The sequence below is a fragment of the Aminobacter sp. HY435 genome, from assembly GCF_027568395.1.
In the GTDB taxonomy this organism is placed as follows: Bacteria; Pseudomonadota; Alphaproteobacteria; order Rhizobiales; family Rhizobiaceae; genus Aminobacter.
Genome location: NZ_JANKZL010000008.1, coordinates 173,566 through 197,046, shown reverse-complemented (window position 1 = coordinate 197,046; position 23,481 = coordinate 173,566). Strand labels below are relative to the sequence as shown.

Genomic DNA, 23,481 nt, shown 5'->3' with positions numbered 1-23,481 from the left:
GACACACCCGCCGCGTTCTCGTTCCCAATCGCGTGAAAGACAGTTTCACCGGGCCGGCGGACTCTTTGCAACCGCCGCAACGCGGTTTATGGTTAAGAAACCATGAACACGCTGACCATCGACATCAGACGAGCCGAGCCCCGCGACGCAGATGCGATCGCCGAAGTCCATCACGAGGCTTGGCGCGGCGCCTATTCGGGCATCATCCCGCACAAGGCACTGACGGCGATGATCAACCGCCGCGGCGGCGAGTGGTGGGCCAACGCCATCCGCCGCGCCGCAACCGTTCTGGTGATCGAAATCGGCGGCAAGATCGCCGGCTACGCCACGCTCGGCCGCAACCGCGCCCGCGAACTGAAGCAGCAGGGCGAGATCTACGAGCTCTACATGCGCCCCGAATGCCAGGGCATCGGCCTCGGCAGCCGCCTGTTTGCCGCCGCGCGCCAGCGCCTTGCCGACCACGGCCTCAAGGGCATGGTTGTCTGGGCGCTCGAGGAAAACGACAACGCGCTCGCCTTCTATTCAGGCGCCGGCGGCCGCGATATCGCCGAAGGCGTCGAGGTCTTCGACCAAAAGGCGCTCAAGAAGGTCGCCTTCGTCTGGGAATGATCCGAAAGGCCCCGCCTTTCGTCGCAACGCCTGGACATCAATATTGCATTGCACGCGCGGCCCAAGGCGTTTATCGGGAGGCACCTTTAATTCTGGAGCCTCCCCATGCGCATCGATGCTATCTCGATCGGCAAGAATCCGCCTGAAGACGTCAACGTGATCGTCGAAGTGCCCGTCGGCGGCCAGCCGATCAAGTACGAGATGGACAAGGAAGCCGGCACGCTCGTCGTCGACCGTTTCCTCTACACGCCGATGCATTATCCGGGTAACTACGGCTTCGTCCCGCACACGCTGTCGGGCGACGGCGACCCGATCGACGTTCTGGTCTGCAATACCCGCCAGTTGATCCCCGGCTGCGTCATCAACGTGCGCCCGATCGGCGTGCTGGTCATGGAAGACAATGCCGGCCAGGACGAGAAGGTCATCGCCGTGCCGTCGCCCAAGCTGACGCGCCGCTACGAGAACGTCTTCAACCACACCGACCTGCCCGAGATCACGCTGCAGCAGATCGAGCACTTCTTTGGCCACTACAAGGATCTCGAGCCCGGCAAGTGGGTCAAGATCGGTGGCTGGCACGATGCGGCCTACGCCAAGAAGATGATCGTCGAGGCCATCGAGCGCGCCAAGGCCCTGAAGGCCTGACACGCCGCCCCCTGAGGGTCGACAGGAAATAGGGCGCGGTCGGCCTTGCTGGCCGCGCCCTAGTTTTGTGTCTTGCCTTCCGAATAAAACACCGGCATCGGCTCGCCGACCATCACGCGCTCGTCGGCGCCGCAGGCGAAATCCCGCACCTGTTCGTCGGCGATCTTGCGCGCCATCTCGTTGGCGTTGGGCTTGCCCGTCGCCAGCACCAGGGCGACCACGCAGCCATCCGCCTTGCCGGGCTGGCCGACCTTCGATACCACCAGCACCTCGATTTCCTTGTCTTCCTCAGCGGGTTCCGCCTGCACATACCAGCGCCGGATGGTGGCGAACGGGATCGCCTTGCCGTCATGGCTCGAAATGCGCCATTCGGCCTTGCCGGCGGCTCTGTTGAACGTCTCGAAGCTCTGCCATGGGACATCGATGAAATCGGCGGGCGGAAAACCGTAGAACACGGATTCCCGGAGATCGGCGGCAAAGACCAGCACCGGATAGCCGCGATACCCCGGACAGACGCCGTTGGCATAGTCGCCGTCGTCGCTGCCGGCCTTGTCGAAGACGACGCAGTCCCGATCGGCATCGGTCTCGACATAGGCGCTGGAAATCTCTTCCCCAGCCGCCTGCTGCCACGGCATGGCCAACGCCAGTGCCACCAAGAGCTTCCGCATTCCAGCCTCCCCTCGTCGCAATGGCAGGCCGCATATCTAGCGCGAGCGCGCGGCGCAGTCCACACGCCAGGGATGCAGGAAGGGAAAGCGGCGATGCGCAGTCAGGCCTGCGCGATGGCCGCCATTGACCGGCTCAACTCTGTCGGATCGCCGGCGATCCGCACCGTCTTCAGCCGTGACGTGCCGCCGGCGACGACCGACACCGAGCTTCTGGAAACGCCGAGCGCCTTGGCCAGCAGCCGTTCCAGCGCCGCATTGGCCGCGCCCTTTTCGGGCACGGCCCGCACGCGTGCCGCCAGATGGCCGCGCCCGTCGGCGGCGCTCTCGACACCTCCGACCGCATCCTTCGACGCTTTCGGCGTCAGCCGCACGAACAGCTCTATCCCGTCGTCGCGAAGACGGAAGAAGCCAACCACAGCGCCGTCAGATGACCATCGGCAGAATGGTGGTGAGGATGAACTGCCGCACGAAGAACAGCGCCAGCAAGAGGATGATCGGCGAAATGTCGATGCCGCCGAGGTCGGGCATCAGCCGCCTGATCGGGCGCAGCGCCGGCTCGGTCAGGCGAAACAGCATGTTGCCGATCGTGCCGACGAACTGGTTGCGCGGGTTGACCACGTTGAAGGCGTAGAGCCAGGAAAAGATCGCCGAAGCGATGATGATCCACCAGTAGAGGTCGAGGGCCAGGACGATCGTCTGAATGAGGGCGAGCATGCCGTTCTCCAATGAGTTGCCGACATTTAGCGATTGCATGCTTTTGCGGCAAGCCCCGCCGCCGGTCGCGCAATGTCGCTCAAGCCGGCGCGATAGTCGGCCTGGTCGAGCGACAGGACCCGTTGCCAACAAGCCACCGGCCCCACCGCGCCGCAACAAAAAAGGCCAAGGACCAAAGCCACGCGCTTGGTCCGCGCCATCCGCAACCGACCGGCGTCACCGGCGATGCGGCGCCGCGCCTGAACGCCATGGCGGCGCTTGACAGACGCTGCGTCACGCCAATAAATGCCTCATCCGCTGGACGGGGCTGTAGCTCAGCTGGGAGAGCGCGTCGTTCGCAATGACGAGGTCAGGAGTTCGATCCTCCTCAGCTCCACCAGCGGATAAATCTAGCCAATTTTTCCAAATAAAATCAATAGCATATGGCGGACACCAGACTTCCTGCGGACCCAGCCAAGTACCCAGTCTGCGTACCCACCAAGACGAAAATGTGGGAGCGGACGGACGCACCGGTTCCTTCACGCACGCCTGAGGATGCGCAAGGCGCTTGACCGGCTCACCTGAAGTGCCCCGGCGATGGCGTCGGCAGTCTTCCCTTGCACCTTGAGAGTCAGAACGTCCCTGCCTTCCGTTGTGCTGTGGGCGCTCTGTCCTTGTACTTGCCACAAGCCTTGGCCTTGGGAGATGGCTTGGCGGGAGCCGCCCCAGAGACCGGCCGGTCATTAGAGCGCCGTACGTCCGAATGGACGCACAAAGGACGCTCTAACTTACTGAGTTGACGCATCGTGCTTTCCGAAGAAAGGGTCCGATTTTCGGGCCGATGCGCCAGGGTGATGCTTCCGCGTGTCGCTTGACCTACTGTCTTTGTGCAGCCACGGGAACGTGACAGGAGTTCGTGCATGCGACGAATCTGTTTCAGCTTTCTGACGGCATACGCAGCTCTGTGCGCATTGGCGCTGGTCGTGGTCCCATTGAACGCAATCGGCGCGTTCGGCATGGAGCCGGACCCGCTGTCGGGTATCTTCGCGCTCCTGCTGGCTGCGCCCTGGAGCTTTTTCATGGATGCCTTGGCGAGCGAGGCCAGCGTTGTCTGGAACCTGCTGCTTCTCGCAGCCGGTATGGTTCTGAACGGCGTGATCCTGGCGTTCCTTTGCAGGCGCGTGCATCGAACCACGTCGTAGCACTGGCATCGCCTCCGGCGATTCTCTCGCTATGGGCAGTCGCTGTCGCGCACGAACCGGGCCTTCACCCAGCCATGTGTTGTCCTGTCCCCGCTGTAGTGCGTGATTGGGCACCATCGGCTGCCCCACGCGGCCGACGCCGGAACGCAGGTCCCGTCGAGATGGACGATGCCGTGCCGACCGGGCATCAGCCGATCCACGATTGCCGACGCGGCAGAAGCCTGGGAGCGCACGTTGAGAACGTCATCCGCCGCAACGTTGACAACTACCAGGCAACCGGGGCCCGACGTCGCCATTGCTGCCGGGATCGGCAATGCGATCCCGACAGCGGCAGCCACGCACGCGAGCGTTGGTACCGACACGCGTAGCCTGGCGGCGTGCAGATCGGGCAATTCAGCAGTCCGGATAGAGGTACCGGTTCGCTTCGGACACATCGGCTGGACATCCTTTGGGTGAATCGTGCACCCAACGCACGACGCGCTTGCCATCCGCGCGGAAGGAGCATTGGAACGTCATCGGAGGCGACGTTTCGGTGTCGCCGTTGACGGCATGTGTGCCGTCGGTTCTCTGCCCCTCATATTTCACGTTGATGATGCTCGCATCTACGTGAAGGTGTTTCGAGGCATAGGCGCGGCAAGCGTCGAGCATATGGTTCTGGTCGGCCGCGAGCGCGGCGGTCGCCGAAGCGACGAGTGCCACGACCCCGATGGCCAGCACGAATTTTTTCATTGCGATCCTCTCCCTTTGTGAGGTCCCGGTGATACCAGGCTCTTTTCAGTTCACCGAAACGCGCAGCGAAAACTCGACCCGCTTGCCGGTGTCCTGGTCATTGCCCATCAGGTAGACCCGGATCCGGTAGTCGCCATCTCGGGGCAGTACCAAATTCGCGCGTCCATCGGTGGACATCGAGCCGATGAAGATGGCCTCGTTCTGGCTGCCCGGCGGAAGGATGTTGAAGTAGATCGTCCCGTCGCCATTGGTTTTTTCGACCTGGATCGAGGCGGACGCCGTCTGTTCGGCACGCGCTCCAAGCAAATAGTCGAAGTAGTCGTGACCGACTATCGCGCCACTCACTGTCGTGCCGCTGGCCCCTGCCGGGAAATGGATCTTCGTACTTTCCTGGGCCGATGCCGATCCCGCAAGAGTGCTCGCAAGAAGAAGCGCCAGCGCTGCGAACTTTGATCTGAACGTCCTGGCCATGGCGTGACTTTCGATCACTTGATGCCGATGTCGATCTGGAAGGATGCCGTCTGACGTCCGCGATTGATGACCTCGACGACGTGGTTTCCCGTCTGCCACAGCTGGCCGGTGTAGGCCTTGTCGGGGCTCATCATGTCCAGCAGGAACGACCGGTCGGGATTGAAGATCTGGTATGAGATGCCGGACCCGCCAGGCACAACCTGGACCGTGAGGAATTGTCCATTTCGCGCACCGAGCACATAGCGTCTACTGCTCCCGGGCGTCAGCGAAGATTTGTATGATGCTTCGCTCCTGCCCCTCGCGAACTTGACGTTTACAGTATCCGTGACGCCTTCGGCGCTTCCGGCCATGGCGCCATTTCCGTCGTCGGCAGCCTCGGAAACGCTGAGTTCCTCAACGGTCCCGTCATTTGCGGCCAGGCAGCGCCAGACCGTGCCTCCGGCATCTCGTAGCATCACCAGCGTACCGGCTTGCGAGAAGTCGGAACTGATGATCTGGCCGCCATTGGCGGCATCGGGGCCACCAACCTGCCGCACGCGATCGATGCAGCCGTCGATGGCCGCCTGCTCGTCGGCAAGAGTCGGGATAGCGACAACCATTACGCCAGCCAGAACCAGCGCAATTCTTGCGACGTTTGCCATATCACCTCCGAGGGTTGGACCAAGAGACTTCGGCAATGCCGTTGAAGGCTCCGGTTGGAGCCTCGGTTTACTCGTCCTGTCTACTGGATCTATAGTGCGCCTTCGTCCGTCATCGACGTGACCTCGGCCACCTTGCCGCCCGAGACAAGGCAGCGCCACTTCGCGCGATTCTGCCCGACGCCGACGATCACCTCGGTGTTGTCTTGCGACATATCGGAGCTCAGGGTCACAACGTCCGGATTGTTGCTCTGACGGGTCACCGCACGCTCGCACGCTTGCTCGTCCGGGGCGCTCCCGGTACGCATTGCCGTAGCAGGCGCTTGCGCCGTCGTCTCGGAACATGCTGCGAGCGCAAGTGCTCCCCAAAGCAAGAATGCACCGTTGCAGAAATAGTTCATGGCCACTTCCTTTCCCCAGACTGCCAGCTGCGGAGACGAATGCGGCCACGGTACCCGTCTTCTTCAAGACATGATGCCAAAGTCGCATCCCGAAGGTCCAGCTTCTTTGTACCTCAAAACACGGGCAGAGTCATCCGAGGCTCTGACCGTGAACCGCTCGGCATGTTGGCTCGAAGCGCTGCCATTGCATCGCAATCTGGCGCGATGGTCGGCTGCATTTTCATAAGGTCCGGCCAGCGGACATTTGGAAGACACCCGGCAAGATTCCAGGCGCCGGGCGGCTTCGCAGGCAATAGAAATATCAGATTGCGCAACTGATGCATCAGTTGTAAGCATTCGTCTCCGATCACGCGATCGGCTGCACGCGGTACAGGAGGAGTCTCGCGCATGTCTTCAATCACTCGTCGTGGCCTCATGGCCGTCGCGGTTGCCGCCGCTCTGGCACCCTGCTTGGCGCTGCCTGCATGGGCGCAAACGCAGCCGAAGCTCGAGTTCCTCTACTCGCCCTATGCCGACTACGCACCGTTCTTCGTTGCCAAGGAATTTGGATACTTCGACGAGTTCGGCGTCGACGTGACGCTTTCGCCGAAGGGCGACACGGCCGAGACCATCCAGATGCTCGCCTCCGGCAACATCGAGGCCGGCGGCGCGACCTGGGGCGCCAGCCTCTTCAACGCGCTCGACCGTGGCGCCACCGTTGCGATCATCGCCACCCTGGCCCGGATGCCGGCAACGGTCCCCTCGCCGTCGCCCTTCATGGTTTCGCAGAAGGCCTGGGACGAAGGGATCAAGACTGTCGCGGACCTCAAGGGCAAGCGCGTCGGCATTCCCGGCCCGGGCGGCTTCGGCATGTATTCCACGGCCAAGGCCCTGGAAAAGGGCGGGCTGACCATCGATGACGTCGAGGCGGTCTTCCTGCCGCCCCCCGCGACTGCGGCCGCCTTCGCCAATGGCGCGCTCGAGGCAGGCTGGAGCATCGAACCCTTCGCCCAGCAGCTCGAGAAGCAGGGGCTTGGCCGCCGGCTGGTCGAGGACCACACCTTCGGTACCGAGCTCGGCCTGATCGCCTTCAACCAGGATTTTGTCGCCGCCAACGAGGATTTGGTGGTGCGCTTCATGGCCGGCTATCTCAAGGCTGCCCGCCTGCTCGACAATGGCGGATGGCAGGACGACAAGGTCGTTACGGTGGTTTCGAAATACACCGGAACCGAGCCCGACACGCTGCGCGGCATTCCCTATACCGTCCGTTCCGAGGATGGCGCCATCGACATGGCTTCGGTGCGCGAGCAGGAGGAGTTCTTCCGCAAGCGCGGCACGCTCGAATACGAGGGCCAGGCCAAGATCGACGCCGTCTATCGTCTCGATCTGCTGAAAGCTGCCAACGACCTGCTTGCTAGCAAGAAGTGATGGCAGCCGTGGGGGAGGCAGTGCATCCGTCCGCGGCGAAAGCGGCGCCGCCGGCCATCGAGGTCAGCCATCTGACCAAGGCCTTCTATGACAGCGAAGGCGACCGCGTCACCGTGGCCGTCTCCGATGTCAGCTTCTCGGTGGCGCGCGGCGAGTTCGTCTGCATCGTCGGGCCGAGCGGCTGCGGCAAGACCACGGTCCTGCGCATCCTCGCCGACCTCGAGCAGCAGCTCGGCGGCACGGTGAAGCTGAACAGCGCGACCCCGCCGGCCATGGTCTTCCAGGAAGCCTCCGTGCTGCCATGGCTGACGGTGTCGGAGAACATCGCCTTCCCGCTGAGCCTGAAGGGCGTCTCTCGGGCAAAGCAGGAGGCGCGCGTCAGCGAGCTGTTGGCGCTGACCGGCCTCACCGACTTTGCCAAGGCGCGCCCCCACCAGTTGTCAGGTGGCATGAAGCAGCGCGTGTCCGTGGCGCGCGCCCTGGTCGACGACCGCGAGATCCTCTTGATGGACGAACCCTTCGGCGCGCTCGACGAGCAGACCCGGCTCGTCCTGCAGCAGGAGCTGCTGCGCATCTGGGAGACGACCGGCAAGACCGTCGTCTTCATCACCCACAGTGTCGATGAGGCGCTGACGCTGGCCGACCGCGTGATCGTCATGTCGCCGCGACCCGGCACATTGGTCGCCAATCTGACGGTTCCCTTCGAGCGGCCGCGCGACGTTGTCGAGATGCGGCGCGACAAGCGGTTCTGGGACATGACATACGAGGTCTGGCGTCTGCTGGCCTCTCCAGCGGGAGCCTGAGATGAGTGCCACTCCCTTGACGTTGACGGACGAGCAATGGCGCCGGCTGAAGGCGCCGGCCCGCCGCGAACGGATCTTCCGCCTTGTTTCCTATTTCAGCCCGCTGCTGCTGCTGCTGCTTTGGGAGCTGTGCAGCCAGTTCAATCTGATAGACCGGCGCTTCTTCCCGGCGCCGAGCGCGATTGCCGGCACCGCCTGGCGCATGATCGTAAGCTTCGAACTGTTCGACCATATCGGCGCCACGCTGCGTCGCGTCGGCATCGGTTATGTCATGGGCGCCGTGCCAGGGATCATCATGGGGCTGATCCTCGGCCTGTCGCGGCCGGTGCGCCGGATGCTTGGACCGATCTTCGCGGCGCTCTATCCCGTGCCGAAGATCGCCATCCTGCCGCTGATCCTGCTGATCTTCGGCGTCGGCGACGCATCGAAGTTCGTCGTCATCGCCATCGGCGTGTTCTTCCTCATGTTCTACAACACCATGGGCGGGGTGATGCAGACGCCTCAGATCTACATGGACGTCGCCAAGAATGCCGGCGCGACCAGGCTGCAGATCTTCCGGCGCATCGCTTTCCCAGCAGCGCTGCCGAGCATCTTCACCGGACTGAAGCTCGCCGCCGGCTCGTCCTATATCATCATCGCGGCCGCCGAGTTCCTCGGCGCGCGCAGTGGCGTCGGCTTCTTCATCTGGGCATCGTGGCAGACCTTCGCGGTGTCGCGCATGTTCGTCGGCATCGTCGCCATTTCGGCCATGGGCTATCTCACCATCCTTGCGCTCGAGGCGCTGGAGCGACGTTTCGTGCCCTGGGCGAAGCACTGAGTGGGCTGAGGAACACAAGCTCATGACCGTTGAGGCCGACCCCACCGCCCATGCACCGGTTTCGGAGCGCATCTACCTGGCTCTGCGCCAGGAGATCATGCGCTGCGAGATCGTGCCGGGGACGACGCTCGATGCTGCCTCCATCGCCAGCCAGTACGAGGTCTCGAAGACGCCGGTGCGCGATGCCATGCAGAGGCTCGCCGCTGACGGGCTGGTCACGATCCTGCCGCGCAGCGGCTATCGCGTCGCGCCGATCACCTTCCAGGCCGTGCACGATATCCTCGACATGCGCTCGGCGATCGGGCCGCATGCGGCCCGCCAGGCGGCGCGCTACGCCACACCGGCGGAAATAGCCCTGCTGCGCCAGATCGTCAGGGAATATTCCGAGCCGATGGATATCGGCACCATGCAGCAGGTGGCGCGGCGCTTTCACCTCACTATTGCCCGCTGCAGCCGCAACAAGCGCTTCGTCGCGCTCTCGGAGAGCCTGTTCGACGAGCTCGAGCGCCTGCTGCGCTTCGCCATCGATTTCACGGTCAAGACGGGCGAGCATTCCGATGAGCACACGGCACTCGTCGATGCGATCGAAGCCGGCGATGGCGAGCGGGCCGCGACGATCGAGTTCGATCATATCAAGCACTCCCGGGAGTTCCTGATCGAGCGCCTGATGACGCTTGGCTACCTGTCGGAAAGCGAGATCCAGCTTGGCGGCACAGCAAGGAGCCCAGCCGAATGATCGCGATCCCTGATGCGGTAGACCGGCTGTCGGCTGCGCTCGGCGGCAGCCCGGCTGCCAGGCTCGCGGCCTCGGCGCTGGTCGAGGCCGATGCGCTCGGCCAGCCACGCTTCGGCATCGCCATGCTCGACGAATGGTCGGCGGACGCTGCCCCGGTGCCGGCACGCGAGGGCTCGCAGGCCATAAGTTGGCTCGACAGTTCTTCCTGCTTTGCGCCCCTGGCGGTCGCCAGCGCCACGCTCGACCTGGTCGAAGCCGCCCGACGGTTCGGCATCGCCGCCGTCTTCCTGCGCGGCGTCAGGGGCTTTGGCCGGCTCGCCCCCTTCGTCCGCCATCTCGCCGATGCGGGTCTCCTTGCTATCGCCGGTGCCGAGGGCCCGCCTTTCGTCGCGCCACATGGCGGCAGCCGTCCGGTGATCGGCACCAATCCGCTGGCGCTTGCCATCGGGCAAGGCGCGAACCGCATCGTCATCGACGTCGCCACCAGCACCACCACCATGGCCGACATCCGCAATGCCCGCGCTTCCGGCGCTCCATTGCCTGAAGGAATTGCTCTCGACGGCGAAGGTCGGCCGACCAGCATTGCATCAGAGGTTGCGGCGTTGCTGCCGCGCGGCGGCCAGATCGGCTCGCTGCTCGGGCTCGTGGTCGAGCTCATGGCCGGCGTCGCCGGCGGCGGCAGGGATGATCCGAAGGGCCGCGGCGTGTTCATCCTCGCCTTCGATCCGGCCCGTGCCGAAAAGGGCATCGACTGGCAAGCCAGGCTTGCCGGGTTGAAGAGCGATTGGGTGGATGGCGGCGGGCACTGGCCGCGCGGCGGCAGCCTGTCGATCGACGCCGAACTTGACGGCGATTTCGCACAGCGTCTCGACACCTATCTCGCCAGCATGACCGGCCCGGCAGGCCGATGACCACGCCGGCCACCCACCTGCAGAGATAATGATCCAGATGACGACAAAGCCTGTGTCCGCGCCTGTCCTTTTTATCGATCCTGTCGATGGCCTCATCGACGAGCCGCGCCGCATCGTCGTCTCCGGCCTCGCTGCCGACGAGCTTGTCGCCATCTCCGCCCGCACCGAGCGGGCGCGCGGCGTCGTCTGGATGAGCCAGGCGACCTTCATGGCCGACGCGCAGGGCGTCGTCGACCTGACCCGTGACGCTCCGGTCGGCGGCGACTATGCGGAAGTCTCGGCAATGGGCCTGATCTGGAGCCAGCAGCCTGTCGACAGCACGAGCGCCGAGCTCTTCGCCGACGATGTCATGCAGCCGCTAGAGACGACGCTGTCAGCCGAAACCGCCGCTGGCGCCCGGGCCGAGGCGAAGCTCTTTCAGGGTTTTGCCGCACCTGGAGTGGAGCGGCAGGAGATCCGCGCCGACGGGCTGGTCGGCACGCTGTTCACGCCGGCGGGACCTGGCCCTCATCCGGTCGTGATGGTGCTCAACGGCTCCGGCGGCGGCATCAACGAACCGCGCGCCGCACTGCTCGCATCCCGCGGCTACCAGGCCTTTGCGCTCGGCTATTTCAAGGCGCCGGGCCTGTCGCCCTTCATCACCGAAACGCCGCTCGAGTATCTTGAGACCGGCCTGCGCTGGGCGCGTCGGGAACTCCAGCCAAAGGACGGCTTCGTTGCGGTCAGCGGTCAGTCGCGCGGCGGCGAGCTCGCGCTCCTGCTGGGCGCCACCTTCCCGGACCTGGTCTCCGCCGTGATCGCGTTCGTGCCCGGCGCCATGGTCCATGGCGCCCAGGGCGCCGGTGATCCGGCGCGTGGTGGCTGGCAAGGCACCACCTGGACAAGGGGCGGCGCACCACTGGCGCATCTATGGCAAGACAATGCCGCCGTGCATTGGCACCCCTGGGCCGGCGATCCGCCGCCCAGCCGGCACCACTCGGTCTTCTTCGAGGGCTTGAAGGATACTGCGCTTGTGGCGCGGGCGCGCATTCCGGTCGAGAACATTGCAGGCCCGGTCCTGCTGATCTCGGGACGCGACGACCGCGCCTGGCCATCCAGCCTCTATTCCCGCATGGTCGTCTCGACCCTGCAAAAGCACGACCATCCGCATCTGGTCCGCCATCTCGACTTCGACGATGCCGGCCACGCCATCAACCTGCCGATCGTGCCGTCGACGCAACTGAGCCGCCTGCATCCGGTCTCGAAGGTGCCCTACACCAACGGCGGCACACCCTCCGGCAACTCCAGGGCCGACGACGGCTCCTGGCGCGGCATGCTCGCCTTCCTCGGCGAGGTCGCCGGCTCCGCAGGCCGCCAGAATGCCCAAGCAAACAGCTGAATTCTTCGAAAGGGAGACGAACATGCCCACAAGAGAACATTTGGAAGGCCAGTGGCGCGAATGGCGCTACGCCCATGTCGCCACGATGTTCCGCCCCTATGGCTGGACCTCGCTGGTTGCCCAGTATTGGCTGGAAGCGGACGACAAGGACGTCACTTTCGACCTGCTTCCCGGCACCTGGTCGGTTGAAGACGGCCGGGTCATGTTCACCCCGCCCGCTTCGGGGCCTAACCTTTCCGTCAATGGCGCGTATCCCGCGGGGCCAGTCGAAATCGTCCCGGGGCGCAACCAGACCTACGGCCACGGCAAGAGCGAGCCGGTCTACTTTGGCGTGAACGAGGTCGAGACCATCCTGCGCAGCAAGAATGACGGCCAGTCCCTCTACGGCGTGCGCGTGCGCGACCCCAGGGTGGCAACGTCCGTGGAAGAGGCAGGCGTCAGCGCGTTCGACTACGACCCGGCATGGCGTATCCGCGGCGTCTACCAGCCGACCGTAACAACCGAGTACGAGGCGGAGACGGTGGAAGCCGGCGTGCGTGAATCGACGCCGCGCATCGGCACCTTCACCTTCGAGCACAACGGCAAGAGCTACACCATCGAACTGATCGGCAAGGACACGGCATCTGGCGTGCAGCCAGTGGCGCATGTTCGCGACAAGACCAGCGGTCCCGTCACCTATGGTGCTGGCCGCGTCATCGAACTGCAGTTCACCGACGAGACGAACAGCCGTATCGACTGGATCGATTTCAACTACGCGGTCGCGCTGCCATGCGCCTTCACAAACTTCGTTACCTGCCCGCTGGTTCCTCGCGAGAACCAGCTCGATTTCGAGGTGCTCGCGGGCGAGAAGCGCCCCGCGCAGGATGTGGCGAGGACAATGACCTATCAGCCCGCAAGATCCGTCGCTTCCTGATTGCTCACCCCGGGTGCCCGTCAACAGCTGATGGGCACCCGCGCTTCAACGTGAACAGGCGACAGTCGGGAACCACCTGCTGAAATCAACCCGCCCGAGATTCTTCGCCGACTGGACTTAGCCCATCGGTGACAAACCCTTGAGAGGGTCCCCAGTCAAAGGCCGGCCGCTCGTCCAAAAGCCGCCGGCCTGCTGTTGGGCAATGGAGCAGTCACTCGGCTGTTTGCACCCAAGCCGACATGCATGTGGCCAGTGCTCGCGCTACTGCGAGCACGTTTGCCGCTGGCACAGTCGCTAGGACGACGACACCGAAAGCTTTAGCTCCTTTGGTCATCTGTTGGCGGGCACAGGTGAGGCGTAGCATCACAGCCGAGGGAAATGCTGACGCCCTTCCGAGAGGCCCAGCCATGGGGTGACGTCCCCTGCCGAACGATTGCTGATCCTGGCCGCATTGGTCTGTTGCCCCTCACAGGCCCGTGCCGATGAGGTCGACACCGCGATCGTGTTTGCGGTGGATGTGTCTGGTTCCGTCGATCCGGCCACTGCCTACCTGCAACGCGAGGGGCATGCCGCAGCGCTTTCTTCGCAAGCGGTGCTTTCCGCCATCGCCCGCACTCTCACGGGCTGCATCGCGGTCACCTATGTCGAGTGGTCCAGCTACGGCCAGATGCGCACTGTGGTGCCATGGACCAACATCTGCGGCGCAGAAGATGCAAACATTGTGGCGTCGGCCATCCGCAACGAAGGGGACAAAGGCCTTGGCTGCGAATCCATGTGCAGGACCTCCATTTCCTTTGCCATCGACCTGAGCATAAGGCTCTTGAACACCTACAATGGAAATCCGGCCAACAAGATCATCGACATCTCCGCCAACGGCACCAACAATGATGGACTGCCTGTTGCGGACAGTCGCTCGAGGGCGATCAAGGCCGGGTTTACGATCAATGCGATCGCAGTCCCGGAGTCCATGCCGGGGGTTCGAATCGATCTTGCTCAATACTTCGCCGACAACGTCATTGGCGGCCCAAATTCCTTTGTCATGCCGCTGTCGACGACCTCGCTCTATGCATCGGCACTGCGGCTGAAGATCGTAAGGGAGATCAGTGAGACCACGCCAAATCATGAAGTCGGGTCGGCGTCGACAGGTGCCAGCCTTCTCGAATGACGCGGAAGACGCGCGAACGGACTGACACCGATGTCAGAGACAAGAGCACCCGCGCCCCGGACGCAAGCTGCCGGGCTTGCGCCGAAACTCCGGCCTAGATCCCGGCCTGGGCGAAGGTCACCAGCCTGCGGCGATTTTCGCACCACAGCGCCAGGTTGATGCAGCGCAGGCTTTTCAGGAAGGTCAGCTTGACGCTGGCGCTTGCGGCGCGGAGCTCGCCAGAGGCGTCGAAACATGCCTGCAGGCGATAGAACGGCACACGGCTGCACAGATGATGGATGTGATGCAGGCCGATCGAACCGGTGAACCACTGCGCCACGCCCGGCAAGGCGTACCACGAGCTGCCACCGAACGCCGCGACATGCAGGTCCCAGGCGTCACCCGCATCCCAGCGCGTTTCCTCGAACTGGTGCTGGATGTAGAACAGCCAGCCGCCGGCCCAGGCGCCCATCACGACCACCGGCACGACAGCCGCAAGCACCATCCAGCCGGCCAGGTAGACCAGCGTGCCATAGACCGCCAGCAGCGCGAGGTTGAGGCCGCCGGCGCTGCGCCATGCTTCAAGCCGCGGGATTGCGTCATTATAGGGCAGGCGGTGAGCGATCAGGAAATAGATCGGCACGCCGATGACGATCAGCACCACCGGATTGCGGTAGACGCGGTAGGCCAGTCGCTGGCTGAACGTCATGGCGCGGTATTCGGCGACCGTGCGGGTGTCGATGTCGCCGATGCCGCGCTTGTCGAGATTGCCCGACGAGCCATGGTGAACGGCATGGGCCTTTTGCCACAGCGTGTAGGGCGTGAAGGTGAACACGCTGAGCACCCGCCCGATCAGCCGGTTTGCTGCGCGCGAACTGGTGAACGAGCCGTGGCCGCAATCATGCTGGATGGCGAACAGCCGGACCAGAAATGCCGCGCCGATGGGCGCCAGCACAGCCATCAGGCCGAAACGCCAGCCGCCGAGCAGCGGCCCGGCATAGGCGGAGAGCCACACCAGCAGCGCGCCGACCGCCAGGAACGGCACAAGCGTCACCGCAAGCTCGAAGGCGGCGCGGCGGTCGTCAGGATCGCGAAAGCGGTTGCAGTGCGAGGCGAGACGGCGAACCAGCGCCTTCTCGTCCGCATGATCGGCGGCGGCGGCCCCGGAAGGCAGGTCGTCCGTCCTGGACGACATCAGCATGGTCATACAGTCCCCGAAATCTCGCTGCCTACGTAAACCAGCGCGCACATGTCATTAGAGCCCGGCAGATGCCATGGCTAGTGGAACAAAGCGTGGCAAATTGGCAGGATACGGGCGCTCCACCGCTAAATTTTCGGGAATCAGCCGGCTAACCTTGCCGCATCAGGCCGTGCGACCGCTCAGATAGCGCGTCATCGGGGCTTCGACAAACGCGAAGACGCCGATGGAAACTGTCGTTACGACCACCGGCGTCAGCACCAGAATGGCAACTGGCACGTAAGACGAAGCGCCGGCGTGGGTCGAAATCTTTTCGGACACACCATTGACGAACTGGTGGCAGAGATAGATCGAGTAAGTGCATTTCGCGATGAAATTCGCAGGAAGCCAGGTCAGCGACCACCCTGCCCGCTCCAGAAGCACCGCGCCGAACAAGAGGCCGGTCGCGGGCACTCCCAACCCGACCAATCGTGGCAGCGCAGGCCAAAGGTAGGGCCGCAGAAGAACTGCGCTCACGCTGATGACAATCATGGCCAGGGCGGGCGATGTCGCAGCCTGGAAGTTCGACGTTCCGAACTTCTCGCCCGAGACCAGCCTGTAGACGACAACGCCGAGCGCGAAGTCGATCAGAATGGGGTTGGTGTAGGCAACGAGCGCCGGATTGTCCGGCGGGAACAACCAGCCAAGCGAGGTGATCAGCACCACGAAGGCAGCCGCAAGATACACTCCGTTCCTGACGCTCAGGAGCTGAAAGGCAGCGATGATCAGGCTAAACTCGACGATGACCACCAGCGTCCAGGTTGGATGAAGTATCGGATACGGGCCATAGGGGATGAAAGCCAGCGACATGACGAGCTCACGAACAGTGAGACTGCCGTAGCCTGAGGCGACGTTCTTGGCGGCAAAGGCAAGCATTGTGAAAATGAAATACAGCGGCAGGATGCGGATTGCCCGGTCGCGCAAATAGACGCCGGCCGGCTTGCCGGACCTGCCGAGCACATGGGCGGATAGAAACCCGGCGACGACGAGGAAAAGATCCGTTCCGAAGCGCAGTGTTTCCACCACCTCGGCCCCTGCGTTGACGGCATTGAAAACCGGCTCGAGGTGAACATAGACGATGGCAAAGGCGGCCAGCAGCCTCAGCAACTGGATATTGTTCCAGAACTGACGTGTTCCGTTCAGCGCGGACCGGCTTATCGTATTGTGATATTCGGCAGTGACCCTGGTTTTGACGGGCTGGACAAGGCCCGTCACCGCGAAACGATATGCGTACAGCGTCAACATGCTCGCGACGAACGCCGCCAAGCCGATAACGCCATACAACGCAACAGCCATCATGGCCCAGGCCTACCCATGCTTGAGGCTTTGGCCGTGGCCACGGCCGACAGGCGGCGCCTGCTGGCCCGCTGGCTTGCAGCCGCACATCCAAGCATACCGCTGCTCTACCGGGCCTTGAACCGGTGCAAATGGCTGTCGCACGCTACCCCTTACCTCTTTTGAGGCATCAGTCGAGGAGGCTGAAAGGCCCGGGCGCTATTTTCCCCGTCCGGCAGCGCCGCGGCCGCGTTTTCCTGTTGAGCGATTGCACCGTTACGGCTTAGGTCCACCAGATCGATATCGATGACGCCGCAAGGCGCACGGAGAACGCGTATCCATGGCTTCACTGGAATTCACCGCCGGCTCGGCGAAATGGGCGTCGCTCGCCAGCCACCGCATGTGGCTGCTGCAACAGGCGGACGCGCTGTTTTCCTTCTTCGAGCGCCAAAGCCTCAATCCGCTCGGCGGGTTCCACGAGCTCGACGACCAGGGGCGGCCGCAGGCACCCGGCTCCGTGCCGGGCAAGTTTGCCGGACGCCAGATCCATGTCACCACGCGCATGGTCCACTGCTTCGCGATCGCCCACCTACTCGGGCGCCCCGGCGCCGACGTTATGGTCGACCACGGCATGGACTTTCTCTGGAACTGCCACCGCGACAGCGCCAATGGCGGCTATTTCTGGGGCGTCGGCTACGAGGGGCCAACCAACGACACCAAGCAGGCCTACGGCCATGCCTTCGTCCTTCTTGCGGCCTCCAGCGCCAGGGTCGCCGGCCACCCCGACGCCGACCGCCTGCTGACCGACATCTCCACCGTCCTGCACGACAGGTTCTGGGAAGACGCCCATGGCGCGGTTGCCGAGGAATTCACCGCCGACTGGAAGCCTTTCGACACCTATCGCGGCCAGAACTCGAACATGCACCTGACGGAAGCTCTGATGGCGGCGTTCGAGGCCACCGGCGACAGCACCTATCTGCGCATGGCCGAGCGCATCGCCGACCTGGTCATCCGCCGCCATTCGGCCGCCGCCGGCTGGCGCCTGCCCGAGCATTTCAGCGCCGACTGGCAGGTCGACCGCGATTACTCCGGCGATCCGATGTTCCGCCCCTACGGCACGACGCCGGGTCATTCGCTGGAATGGGCGCGCCTGTTGCTGCAGCTGTGGGAACTCGGCGGCCGCAAGCTCGCCTGGCTGCCGGACGCGGCCAGGAACCTGTTCGGCCAGGCGGCAGCGGACGGCTGGGACAAGGCCATGGGCGGCTTCTACTACACGCTTGAATGGGACGGTTCGGCCCGGATCAAGGACCGCTACTGGTGGCCGTGCTGCGAGGCCATCGGCGCGGCGAGCTTCCTCAACGTCATCGACGGCGACAGTGCCTACGAGGAATGGTATCGCCGCATCTGGAGCTTCTGCGCCGCGCGCTTCATCGACCGTTCAAATGGCGGCTGGCACGCACAGCTCGACGACGATCTCAAGCCCAATGCCGGCCCGTTCTACGGCAAGCCCGATATCTACCACGCCCTGCAAGCGTGTCTGATCCCGCTGCTGCCAACCACCGGCAGCATCACCCGCGGACTGACGCAGACGGGCATCAAGCTGTAGGAGCAGGTCCGGAAAAAGCGTGCGGCGCGGTTTGCCGTTCGGAACTGCGTCAAGGGAGAGGCGAACAAGCTGCGATGCAGCTGGTATCCGCCTACTACTTCACTATCCGCCTGCTCGCCTCGCCAAAAATCTTCTTCAGGAACTCGTCGAGCCAGCGCTTGAGGTGCATGTCCCAGATCAGCCGGCCGCCGAGATGATCGCGCCCCGGCTGCGCGCCCGGCAGAACGAAACGCTCGGCTCCACGCACCACCCAGCGCTGCATCATGACGCGCGTCAACTCGGCATGGAACTGGATGCCCCAGGCGTTGTCGCCATAGCGGAAGGCCTGGTTCGGGTAGGTGTCGGATGAGGCCAGCAGCACCGCATCGCTGGGCAGCGAAAAGCCCTCGCGGTGGAACTGGTAGACCATTTCGGGCCAGTGCAGCAGCTTGCGGCCTTCCTCGGTCGCCTTGATCGGATACCAGCCGATCTCGACAAGCCCGTCGCCATGGCCCTCGACCTTGCCGCCGAGATGGTTGACCAGCATCTGCGCGCCGAGGCAGATGCCGAGAAACGGCCGGTTTTCGGCAAGCGGCACTGACAGCCACTCGGTCTCGCGACGCACGAATTCGTCATGGTCGTTGGCGCTCATCGGCCCGCCGAACACCACAGCCCCGGCATGTCCGTCCAGCGTGTCGGGAAGCTGGTCGCCCAATGGCGGCCGCCGGATATCGAGATCGAAGCCGTTTTCGATCAGCCCGTGGCCGACGCGTCCGGCGCTGGAGTGCTCCTGGTGCAGAACCACCAGTATCTTGGGCTTGGCCGTCCCCCGCATCGAAAGCCTATTCGTCCGTATCGGCCAGGCGTGGCGCCTTCTTCGCGGCTTTCAGCTTTTCGTCGATGCGGTCGCGTCGTTCGACGCCGATCAGCTCGGCGATGCGCCACAAGGTGTTGTCTTCGAGCTCATGCAACTCGCCATCGGCATAGACGATCTCCCAAAGGATGCCGATGAAGTCCTTGCGCGCTTCCTCGTCCAGGCTGCGCTTCAAGACGCTGGTGAAGGCATAGAGATCGACGGCCTCGTTGTCGGCCTGCTCGCCTGCCTTGACGATCTGGTCGAGCTCATCGCCGACGACGTCGTAGTACTCGCTGAGCAGTTTCTTGAGCAGTTCCCACTCGACGTCCTGGCGGTCGCCGTCGGCGTCCATGACATGGTACATCAGTGCCGCTGCCGCTATGCGCGGATCGTCGGCATGCGGCCGCCTCGCGCCCGAGGCAGGCAAATCCTTCAGAAACGAGATCATGCGTTCGAACATCGGAAAATCCTGCTGCGTCTTGGCCCTTATCTAGGCAGGGCGGCGCTCAAAACAATCGGAACCGGCTTTGCGAGGCATTGTCGCGCGCTTCATCGGGGTCGACGCCCGGATCGTCGGGCAACCGAATGGGTTCGGCCTCGTCCTCATCCTTGATGGGCGCCGCGTCATCGGCGGGCGGTGCGGCAACGATCACCTCCTCGGGCGCCTTGGCATGGCCGGTCTTGGCGTCCCCATCGCCATCGACCGCCACATCGACGATATCGTCTCCGGCGGGCTGCGCCGCCCGGATGGCCGGGATCGCCACGCGCTCTTGCGGCTCGTCATGCTGCTCGATCAGGCTGCCAAGGCGCTCTTCCGGCGCCTTCCACGCGAAGGCGTCGAGCCTGCCCGTCACCGGCGAGAACGGCGCCCACCGCTCCGACACCACACCGTCGGCGACCCAGGCCGGATCGCGCGGCGCGCGCACGGCCTTGGCCAGCCATTGCCGCACCTTGCCCTGGTTGCCGGTTTCGGCTTCCTCGATGTCGGCGAGCAGCAGATAGGCGCCCTCGCGTGGCTGCATCCGCGCCGCGGCCTCTGCCTCGCTGCGCGCCAGCCTGTAGTCCTGCGCCTCCAGTGCCGCCCGCGCCACGGCGAGCGAAGAGTCCGGGTGATTCTGCCGCAAGGACTGCAGCTTCTTGGCGCGCACCAGCCGGTCGAGAACAGCGTCGCCCGGCCGTCCATGCACGTAGAGGTCGGCGATCTCGGGCTGCGGTTCGGCTTTCCAGGCGCCTTCCAGCGCCTTCGAACCCTTGCGCACGTCGTTCTGGCGAAACAGCGCCTTGGCAGCGACGATCGCCGCCGGACCGAAGTCGGGCCGCAGCCGGTTGGCTTCGAGCGCCGCGACCCGCGCCGTGTTGAAGTCGCTGTCGAACATCGACATAGCCTTCGCCGTCAAAAGCACCGAACGCTTGTTGTTGGCGACATCCCGCTCGATCTGGCGCGACGCTTTTTGCGCATCGATCAGCGCCAGCGCGCCATCCCAGTCGCCACGCTCGGCCTTTTCTTCCAGCGTCGAGTCGGCCGCCCAGCCAAGCTGCGGCGCAAGCCCGGCGGCGCGCCCGGCATAGTGACGCGCAGCGGCACGGTCGCCCAGCCTTTCGGCTTCGAGATAGAGCCCGCGCAGGCCGAGCAGCCGCATCTCGGGATCGTCGAGCATGGCCTCGAACTTCTGGCGCGCGCCGTCATGGTCGCCTTCCAGCAGCGCCGCCTGCGCGTCGAGCAGATGGATCAGCGGTTCCTGGTCGGAGCGGATCAGCTTGGCCGCTTCCTTGTTCTTCTTGCGCGCCAGGGCCGCGTCACCGGCGCCGGCGGCGATCATGCCGGTCGACAGCGCCTGGTAGCCACGATCACGCCGACGGGCGCGGAAATGCCGGGCGATGGCATAGGGGCTGTTCCAGATCGACTTGGTCAGCCACCACAGCAGCATCACCGTCGCCACGATCGCGGTGACGGCCACGGCCGCAACCATCAGGCTGACCTGGTACTGATAGCCGCTGAAGGTCACCACCATGTCGCCCGGCCGGTCGGCCAGCCAGGCAAAGCCCAGCCCGAGCAGGAAGACGACGGCGAGGAAAAACAGGATGCGGATCATCTGATAGTCCTTCGCCTCATGCCTTCATCGCGTTGGCGACAAGCTGGTCGACCTGTTTTTCGACCTCGAGCCGCGCCTTGAGCTTGGCGGCGAAGTCCGCGCCGGCGGCCTTGGCGGCCTCGGGCAGCGTGTCGTATTCGGCCAGCGCCCTGGCGAAATCGCCCTGCGTGACGGCTACCTCGATGCGCGCCACGGTCTCCGGCACGCCCGGCCCCTCGACGGCGCCGATGGGGCGGACCTTGACCAGCGATTCTGCGCTCGACACCAGCCTTTCGATGACGCCCGCGTCCGGATTGACGGGTTTTGCCGCCGCGATCATCACGTTGGCGGCGGCATCGGTCTCGGCGATGAGGTCGGCGCGCGGTGCAACGCCCTTGTCGGCGAAGCCACGCAGCGCGGCAACTTCCGGCGCATCGGGCGAGATGGCGGCGAAGGTTTCGAGTTCGGCAGTGAATGCGCCTCCCCGGTCGACCGCTTGCTTCAGCGCCGACGCCGCGATGGCCAGCGCGATCTTCGGCTGCGACGCCTGCGCCTCGACCTTGGAGGTCAAGGTCGCGATGGACTGCTGCAACGTCGCGATCTGCCCGTCTTCGCTGCTGGCCGCCTCGCCGGCAGCCTTCACCGCCGCATCGAGGCCGGAGATCTTGTCGTTCAGCGCGGTGATCTCCGACGACGTCGCGCCGCCCTGGTTGAGCGCGGTCACCGTCGTCTCGATCTGCTTGAGGCGTTCGTCGAGCGCTGCCAGGCCGTCGGACGAACCGGCCTGGCCGGCAGGCGATTTCAGCGTCTCCACCTCGGCCTTGACCAGGTCGATCTCGGACCTGAGGCCGGCCGACGCCGCGCTCGATGCGCCAAGATCGGCGACCTGCGACTTCAGCGACGCCAGTTCCGCCTGCATCTGGCCGCCGTCTGCCGTGGCATCGCCGCTGCCGGGAGTGCCCAGCACGCCAGCATATTGCAGCCCGCCAGCAACCAACAGCGCAATCAGGCCACCGGCAAGACCCGGCAACAGGCCGGACGTCGGCTGGCGTGCCGGGGCACCGGATGCCTTCGCCGCTGCCCCAGCGGCGCCGTTGGATGACGACACTTTTGGCGATTCACTTGCCGCAGCAGGCTCGGCCTTCGGCTTTTCAGCCGGCTTGGCATCGTCGAAATTGTAGTCATAGGACGAGTAGCCGCTGGCGGCCGTCGCCGCACCTGTCTCCGACGGAGCTTCGGCCTTTGCCGCGACCGCCTCGTCGTCGATGGTCGCCGCAACGGGGTCGGCCGCTGCCTTGTTGGACGTCTCACCGTCTTTGACGCGCGAGACCGCGCCGGGTTCAAGCTCGATGGTCACCGGCTCGCGATGCGACTTCGAATGGCGCGTCTTCGGCGTCTTGACCATGCTTGGGGCTCCGCAATTTGATTGGCACAGGTCCCGCTGGAGGCGCGGGGTCGACGTTCAAAAATCAGTAACACCCACCGTCCCGCGAAAAAAGGCCGCGTGATGGCCATGCGGCCCGACACTGAAGACTGCGCCTCGTTTCTCAGAGGCCGCAAACAAAACGGCAAGGCCGCCTCAATCCGGGTCCCCGAGGAGCGCCAGAAGGGCGTCTTCGTTGGGATCGAGCGCCACCTCCACATTCAGTCCCCCGCCAAATGCCGCGGCGATCCGTGCCGACATGCAGCAACATCTGGCGTTGCGCAGGAGCAAGTCGGCCTCCGCATGCACCTCCATGAGCACGCCGAGGGCCGCCGCCGCCCGGGCCGAGTAAACCAGCACCGCGTCGATTGGTTGCCCCGACAGCGCCTGGCTGACGGCGGAACGCGGCGGCGCAAGCGCCACCGTGTCGTAGGTTTCGATCGGCACGACCTTGATGCCGTAGGCGAAAAGCCGCTTCTCGAACTCGGGCATCCGGACGCGGCCGCACAGATAGGCAAGCGTCGTCTCGCCCAGTTCGGTCGCGATCATCTCGGCGAGACCCGCGGCGTCGCCGGGGCCTTCACTGACGGAGAAGAAGCCAGCCCTGCGCGCGCTTTCGGCGGTGCGCGCGCCGACCGCGTGGCAGGGCAGGCCGCTCAGACGCTCGACCAGCCCGCTCGGAGCATGGCGCAGGGCATTTGCGCTGGTGACGGCAACCGCCTTCGCCTTGAGCGGAACGCTATCGCGCGCCACTGGTAGCGGCCGAGTTTCGGAAAGCGGCAGGATAACCGGCTCGAAGCCGAGCGTCTCGAGACGCCGCGCGGTGCGGGTGGCGCCGGGATCCGGCCTCGTCACCAGCACTCGCGCCATT

At 64.6% G+C, this 23,481-nt stretch carries 26 protein-coding genes and 1 tRNA gene; 13 read left to right on the top strand and 14 right to left on the bottom strand.

The features are described from left to right. Nucleotides 1-102 precede the first annotated feature (102 nt). Together PCJ21_RS13730 and ppa are read left to right on the top strand one after the other, a co-directional pair. Nucleotides 103-609 (top strand): GNAT family N-acetyltransferase, encoded by a 507-nt coding sequence (locus tag PCJ21_RS13730; protein WP_269931972.1) that lies wholly within the window; start codon nucleotides 103-105, stop codon nucleotides 607-609. 105 nt (nucleotides 610-714) lie between these two features. Further along, complete coding sequence (ppa, locus tag PCJ21_RS13725; RefSeq protein WP_067956472.1) at nucleotides 715-1,251, top strand: inorganic diphosphatase; 537 nt, start codon at nucleotides 715-717, stop codon at nucleotides 1,249-1,251. Between the two features lie 59 nt (nucleotides 1,252-1,310). On the opposite strand, the gene PCJ21_RS13720 is transcribed toward ppa, so the two are convergent. From PCJ21_RS13720 to PCJ21_RS13710, 3 genes are all read right to left on the bottom strand, one after another. Continuing rightward, nucleotides 1,311-1,919, bottom strand: coding sequence for a hypothetical protein (locus PCJ21_RS13720; RefSeq protein ID WP_269931971.1), 609 nt, complete (start codon nucleotides 1,917-1,919; stop codon nucleotides 1,311-1,313). A gap of 101 nt (nucleotides 1,920-2,020) precedes the next feature. Further along, entirely contained in the window at nucleotides 2,021-2,335 is a 315-nt protein-coding gene (locus PCJ21_RS13715; RefSeq protein ID WP_269931970.1) for a DUF167 family protein, read from the bottom strand. 7 nt (nucleotides 2,336-2,342) lie between these two features. Continuing rightward, nucleotides 2,343-2,633 carry a YggT family protein gene (locus PCJ21_RS13710; RefSeq protein ID WP_269931969.1) on the bottom strand — a complete coding sequence of 97 codons (291 nt, stop codon included), beginning with the start codon at nucleotides 2,631-2,633 and terminating at the stop codon, nucleotides 2,343-2,345. A 303-nt stretch (nucleotides 2,634-2,936) separates the two neighbouring features. Between PCJ21_RS13710 and PCJ21_RS13705 the strand changes: the two genes are divergently transcribed. Continuing rightward, nucleotides 2,937-3,012, top strand: a tRNA-Ala gene (locus PCJ21_RS13705). Nucleotides 3,013-3,532: 520 nt separating this feature from the next. Continuing rightward, complete coding sequence (locus PCJ21_RS13700) at nucleotides 3,533-3,814, top strand: SCO4225 family membrane protein (RefSeq protein WP_442866012.1); 282 nt, start codon at nucleotides 3,533-3,535, stop codon at nucleotides 3,812-3,814. Between the two features lie 393 nt (nucleotides 3,815-4,207). Here PCJ21_RS13700 and PCJ21_RS13695 read toward each other — a convergent pair whose 3' ends face one another. From PCJ21_RS13695 to PCJ21_RS13680, 4 genes are all read right to left on the bottom strand, one after another. Further along, on the bottom strand, nucleotides 4,208-4,543 hold the full coding sequence (locus PCJ21_RS13695; protein ID WP_269931967.1) for a hypothetical protein: 336 nt from the start codon (nucleotides 4,541-4,543) through the stop codon (nucleotides 4,208-4,210). Nucleotides 4,544-4,588: 45 nt separating this feature from the next. Further along, entirely contained in the window at nucleotides 4,589-5,014 is a 426-nt protein-coding gene (locus PCJ21_RS13690; protein ID WP_269931966.1) for a hypothetical protein, read from the bottom strand. Nucleotides 5,015-5,028: 14 nt separating this feature from the next. Further along, complete coding sequence (locus tag PCJ21_RS13685; protein WP_269931965.1) at nucleotides 5,029-5,655, bottom strand: hypothetical protein; 627 nt, start codon at nucleotides 5,653-5,655, stop codon at nucleotides 5,029-5,031. A gap of 89 nt (nucleotides 5,656-5,744) precedes the next feature. Further along, nucleotides 5,745-6,053 (bottom strand): hypothetical protein, encoded by a 309-nt coding sequence (locus tag PCJ21_RS13680; RefSeq protein WP_269931964.1) that lies wholly within the window; start codon nucleotides 6,051-6,053, stop codon nucleotides 5,745-5,747. Between the two features lie 387 nt (nucleotides 6,054-6,440). Here PCJ21_RS13680 and PCJ21_RS13675 point away from each other — a divergent pair, with 387 nt between their 5' ends. From PCJ21_RS13675 to PCJ21_RS13640, 8 genes are all read left to right on the top strand, one after another. Next, on the top strand, nucleotides 6,441-7,460 hold the full coding sequence (locus PCJ21_RS13675) for an ABC transporter substrate-binding protein (RefSeq protein ID WP_269931963.1): 1,020 nt from the start codon (nucleotides 6,441-6,443) through the stop codon (nucleotides 7,458-7,460). After that, entirely contained in the window at nucleotides 7,460-8,263 is an 804-nt protein-coding gene (locus PCJ21_RS13670; RefSeq protein WP_269931962.1) for an ABC transporter ATP-binding protein, read from the top strand. Before PCJ21_RS13675 ends, PCJ21_RS13670 begins: the two co-directional genes overlap by 1 nt. A gap of 1 nt (nucleotide 8,264) precedes the next feature. Beyond that, nucleotides 8,265-9,080 (top strand): ABC transporter permease, encoded by an 816-nt coding sequence (locus PCJ21_RS13665; protein ID WP_269931961.1) that lies wholly within the window; start codon nucleotides 8,265-8,267, stop codon nucleotides 9,078-9,080. 22 nt (nucleotides 9,081-9,102) lie between these two features. Further along, complete coding sequence (locus PCJ21_RS13660) at nucleotides 9,103-9,816, top strand: GntR family transcriptional regulator (RefSeq protein ID WP_269931960.1); 714 nt, start codon at nucleotides 9,103-9,105, stop codon at nucleotides 9,814-9,816. Beyond that, complete coding sequence (locus PCJ21_RS13655) at nucleotides 9,813-10,727, top strand: Ldh family oxidoreductase (RefSeq protein WP_269931959.1); 915 nt, start codon at nucleotides 9,813-9,815, stop codon at nucleotides 10,725-10,727. The genes PCJ21_RS13660 and PCJ21_RS13655 overlap by 4 nt, the downstream gene beginning before the upstream one ends. Nucleotides 10,728-10,764: 37 nt before the next feature. Next, a complete protein-coding gene (locus PCJ21_RS13650) occupies nucleotides 10,765-12,105 on the top strand; it encodes an acyl-CoA thioesterase/BAAT N-terminal domain-containing protein (RefSeq protein ID WP_269931958.1) in 1,341 nt (446 codons plus the stop codon). A 22-nt stretch (nucleotides 12,106-12,127) separates the two neighbouring features. Continuing rightward, nucleotides 12,128-13,018 carry a DUF1684 domain-containing protein gene (locus PCJ21_RS13645; RefSeq protein ID WP_269931957.1) on the top strand — a complete coding sequence of 297 codons (891 nt, stop codon included), beginning with the start codon at nucleotides 12,128-12,130 and terminating at the stop codon, nucleotides 13,016-13,018. A 433-nt stretch (nucleotides 13,019-13,451) separates the two neighbouring features. Beyond that, a complete protein-coding gene (locus tag PCJ21_RS13640) occupies nucleotides 13,452-14,183 on the top strand; it encodes a DUF1194 domain-containing protein (RefSeq protein WP_269931956.1) in 732 nt (243 codons plus the stop codon). Nucleotides 14,184-14,277: 94 nt separating this feature from the next. Here the strand turns inward: PCJ21_RS13640 and PCJ21_RS13635 are convergent, their stop codons facing one another. Beyond that, nucleotides 14,278-15,369, bottom strand: coding sequence for a fatty acid desaturase (locus PCJ21_RS13635; protein WP_269931955.1), 1,092 nt, complete (start codon nucleotides 15,367-15,369; stop codon nucleotides 14,278-14,280). Nucleotides 15,370-15,525: 156 nt separating this feature from the next. Continuing rightward, nucleotides 15,526-16,698: an acyltransferase family protein gene (locus PCJ21_RS13630; protein WP_269931954.1), complete on the bottom strand. Its 1,173-nt coding sequence runs from the start codon at nucleotides 16,696-16,698 to the stop codon at nucleotides 15,526-15,528. Nucleotides 16,699-17,014: 316 nt separating this feature from the next. Between PCJ21_RS13630 and PCJ21_RS13625 the strand changes: the two genes are divergently transcribed. Beyond that, complete coding sequence (locus tag PCJ21_RS13625; RefSeq protein ID WP_269931953.1) at nucleotides 17,015-18,280, top strand: AGE family epimerase/isomerase; 1,266 nt, start codon at nucleotides 17,015-17,017, stop codon at nucleotides 18,278-18,280. 94 nt (nucleotides 18,281-18,374) lie between these two features. On the opposite strand, the gene PCJ21_RS13620 is transcribed toward PCJ21_RS13625, so the two are convergent. The 5 genes from PCJ21_RS13620 to PCJ21_RS13600 all read right to left on the bottom strand — a co-directional run bounded on the left by PCJ21_RS13620 (nucleotide 18,375) and on the right by PCJ21_RS13600 (nucleotide 23,480). Further along, nucleotides 18,375-19,094, bottom strand: coding sequence for a glutamine amidotransferase (locus PCJ21_RS13620; RefSeq protein WP_269931952.1), 720 nt, complete (start codon nucleotides 19,092-19,094; stop codon nucleotides 18,375-18,377). 7 nt (nucleotides 19,095-19,101) lie between these two features. Next, nucleotides 19,102-19,575: a tellurite resistance TerB family protein gene (locus PCJ21_RS13615; RefSeq protein ID WP_269931951.1), complete on the bottom strand. Its 474-nt coding sequence runs from the start codon at nucleotides 19,573-19,575 to the stop codon at nucleotides 19,102-19,104. Nucleotides 19,576-19,621: 46 nt separating this feature from the next. After that, nucleotides 19,622-21,208 carry a heme biosynthesis protein HemY gene (locus PCJ21_RS13610; protein ID WP_269931950.1) on the bottom strand — a complete coding sequence of 529 codons (1,587 nt, stop codon included), beginning with the start codon at nucleotides 21,206-21,208 and terminating at the stop codon, nucleotides 19,622-19,624. Nucleotides 21,209-21,224: 16 nt separating this feature from the next. After that, nucleotides 21,225-22,592 (bottom strand): phage tail protein, encoded by a 1,368-nt coding sequence (locus PCJ21_RS13605; protein WP_269931949.1) that lies wholly within the window; start codon nucleotides 22,590-22,592, stop codon nucleotides 21,225-21,227. A gap of 174 nt (nucleotides 22,593-22,766) precedes the next feature. Beyond that, nucleotides 22,767-23,480 (bottom strand): uroporphyrinogen-III synthase, encoded by a 714-nt coding sequence (locus tag PCJ21_RS13600; RefSeq protein WP_269931948.1) that lies wholly within the window; start codon nucleotides 23,478-23,480, stop codon nucleotides 22,767-22,769. Nucleotide 23,481: the final 1 nt, after the last annotated feature.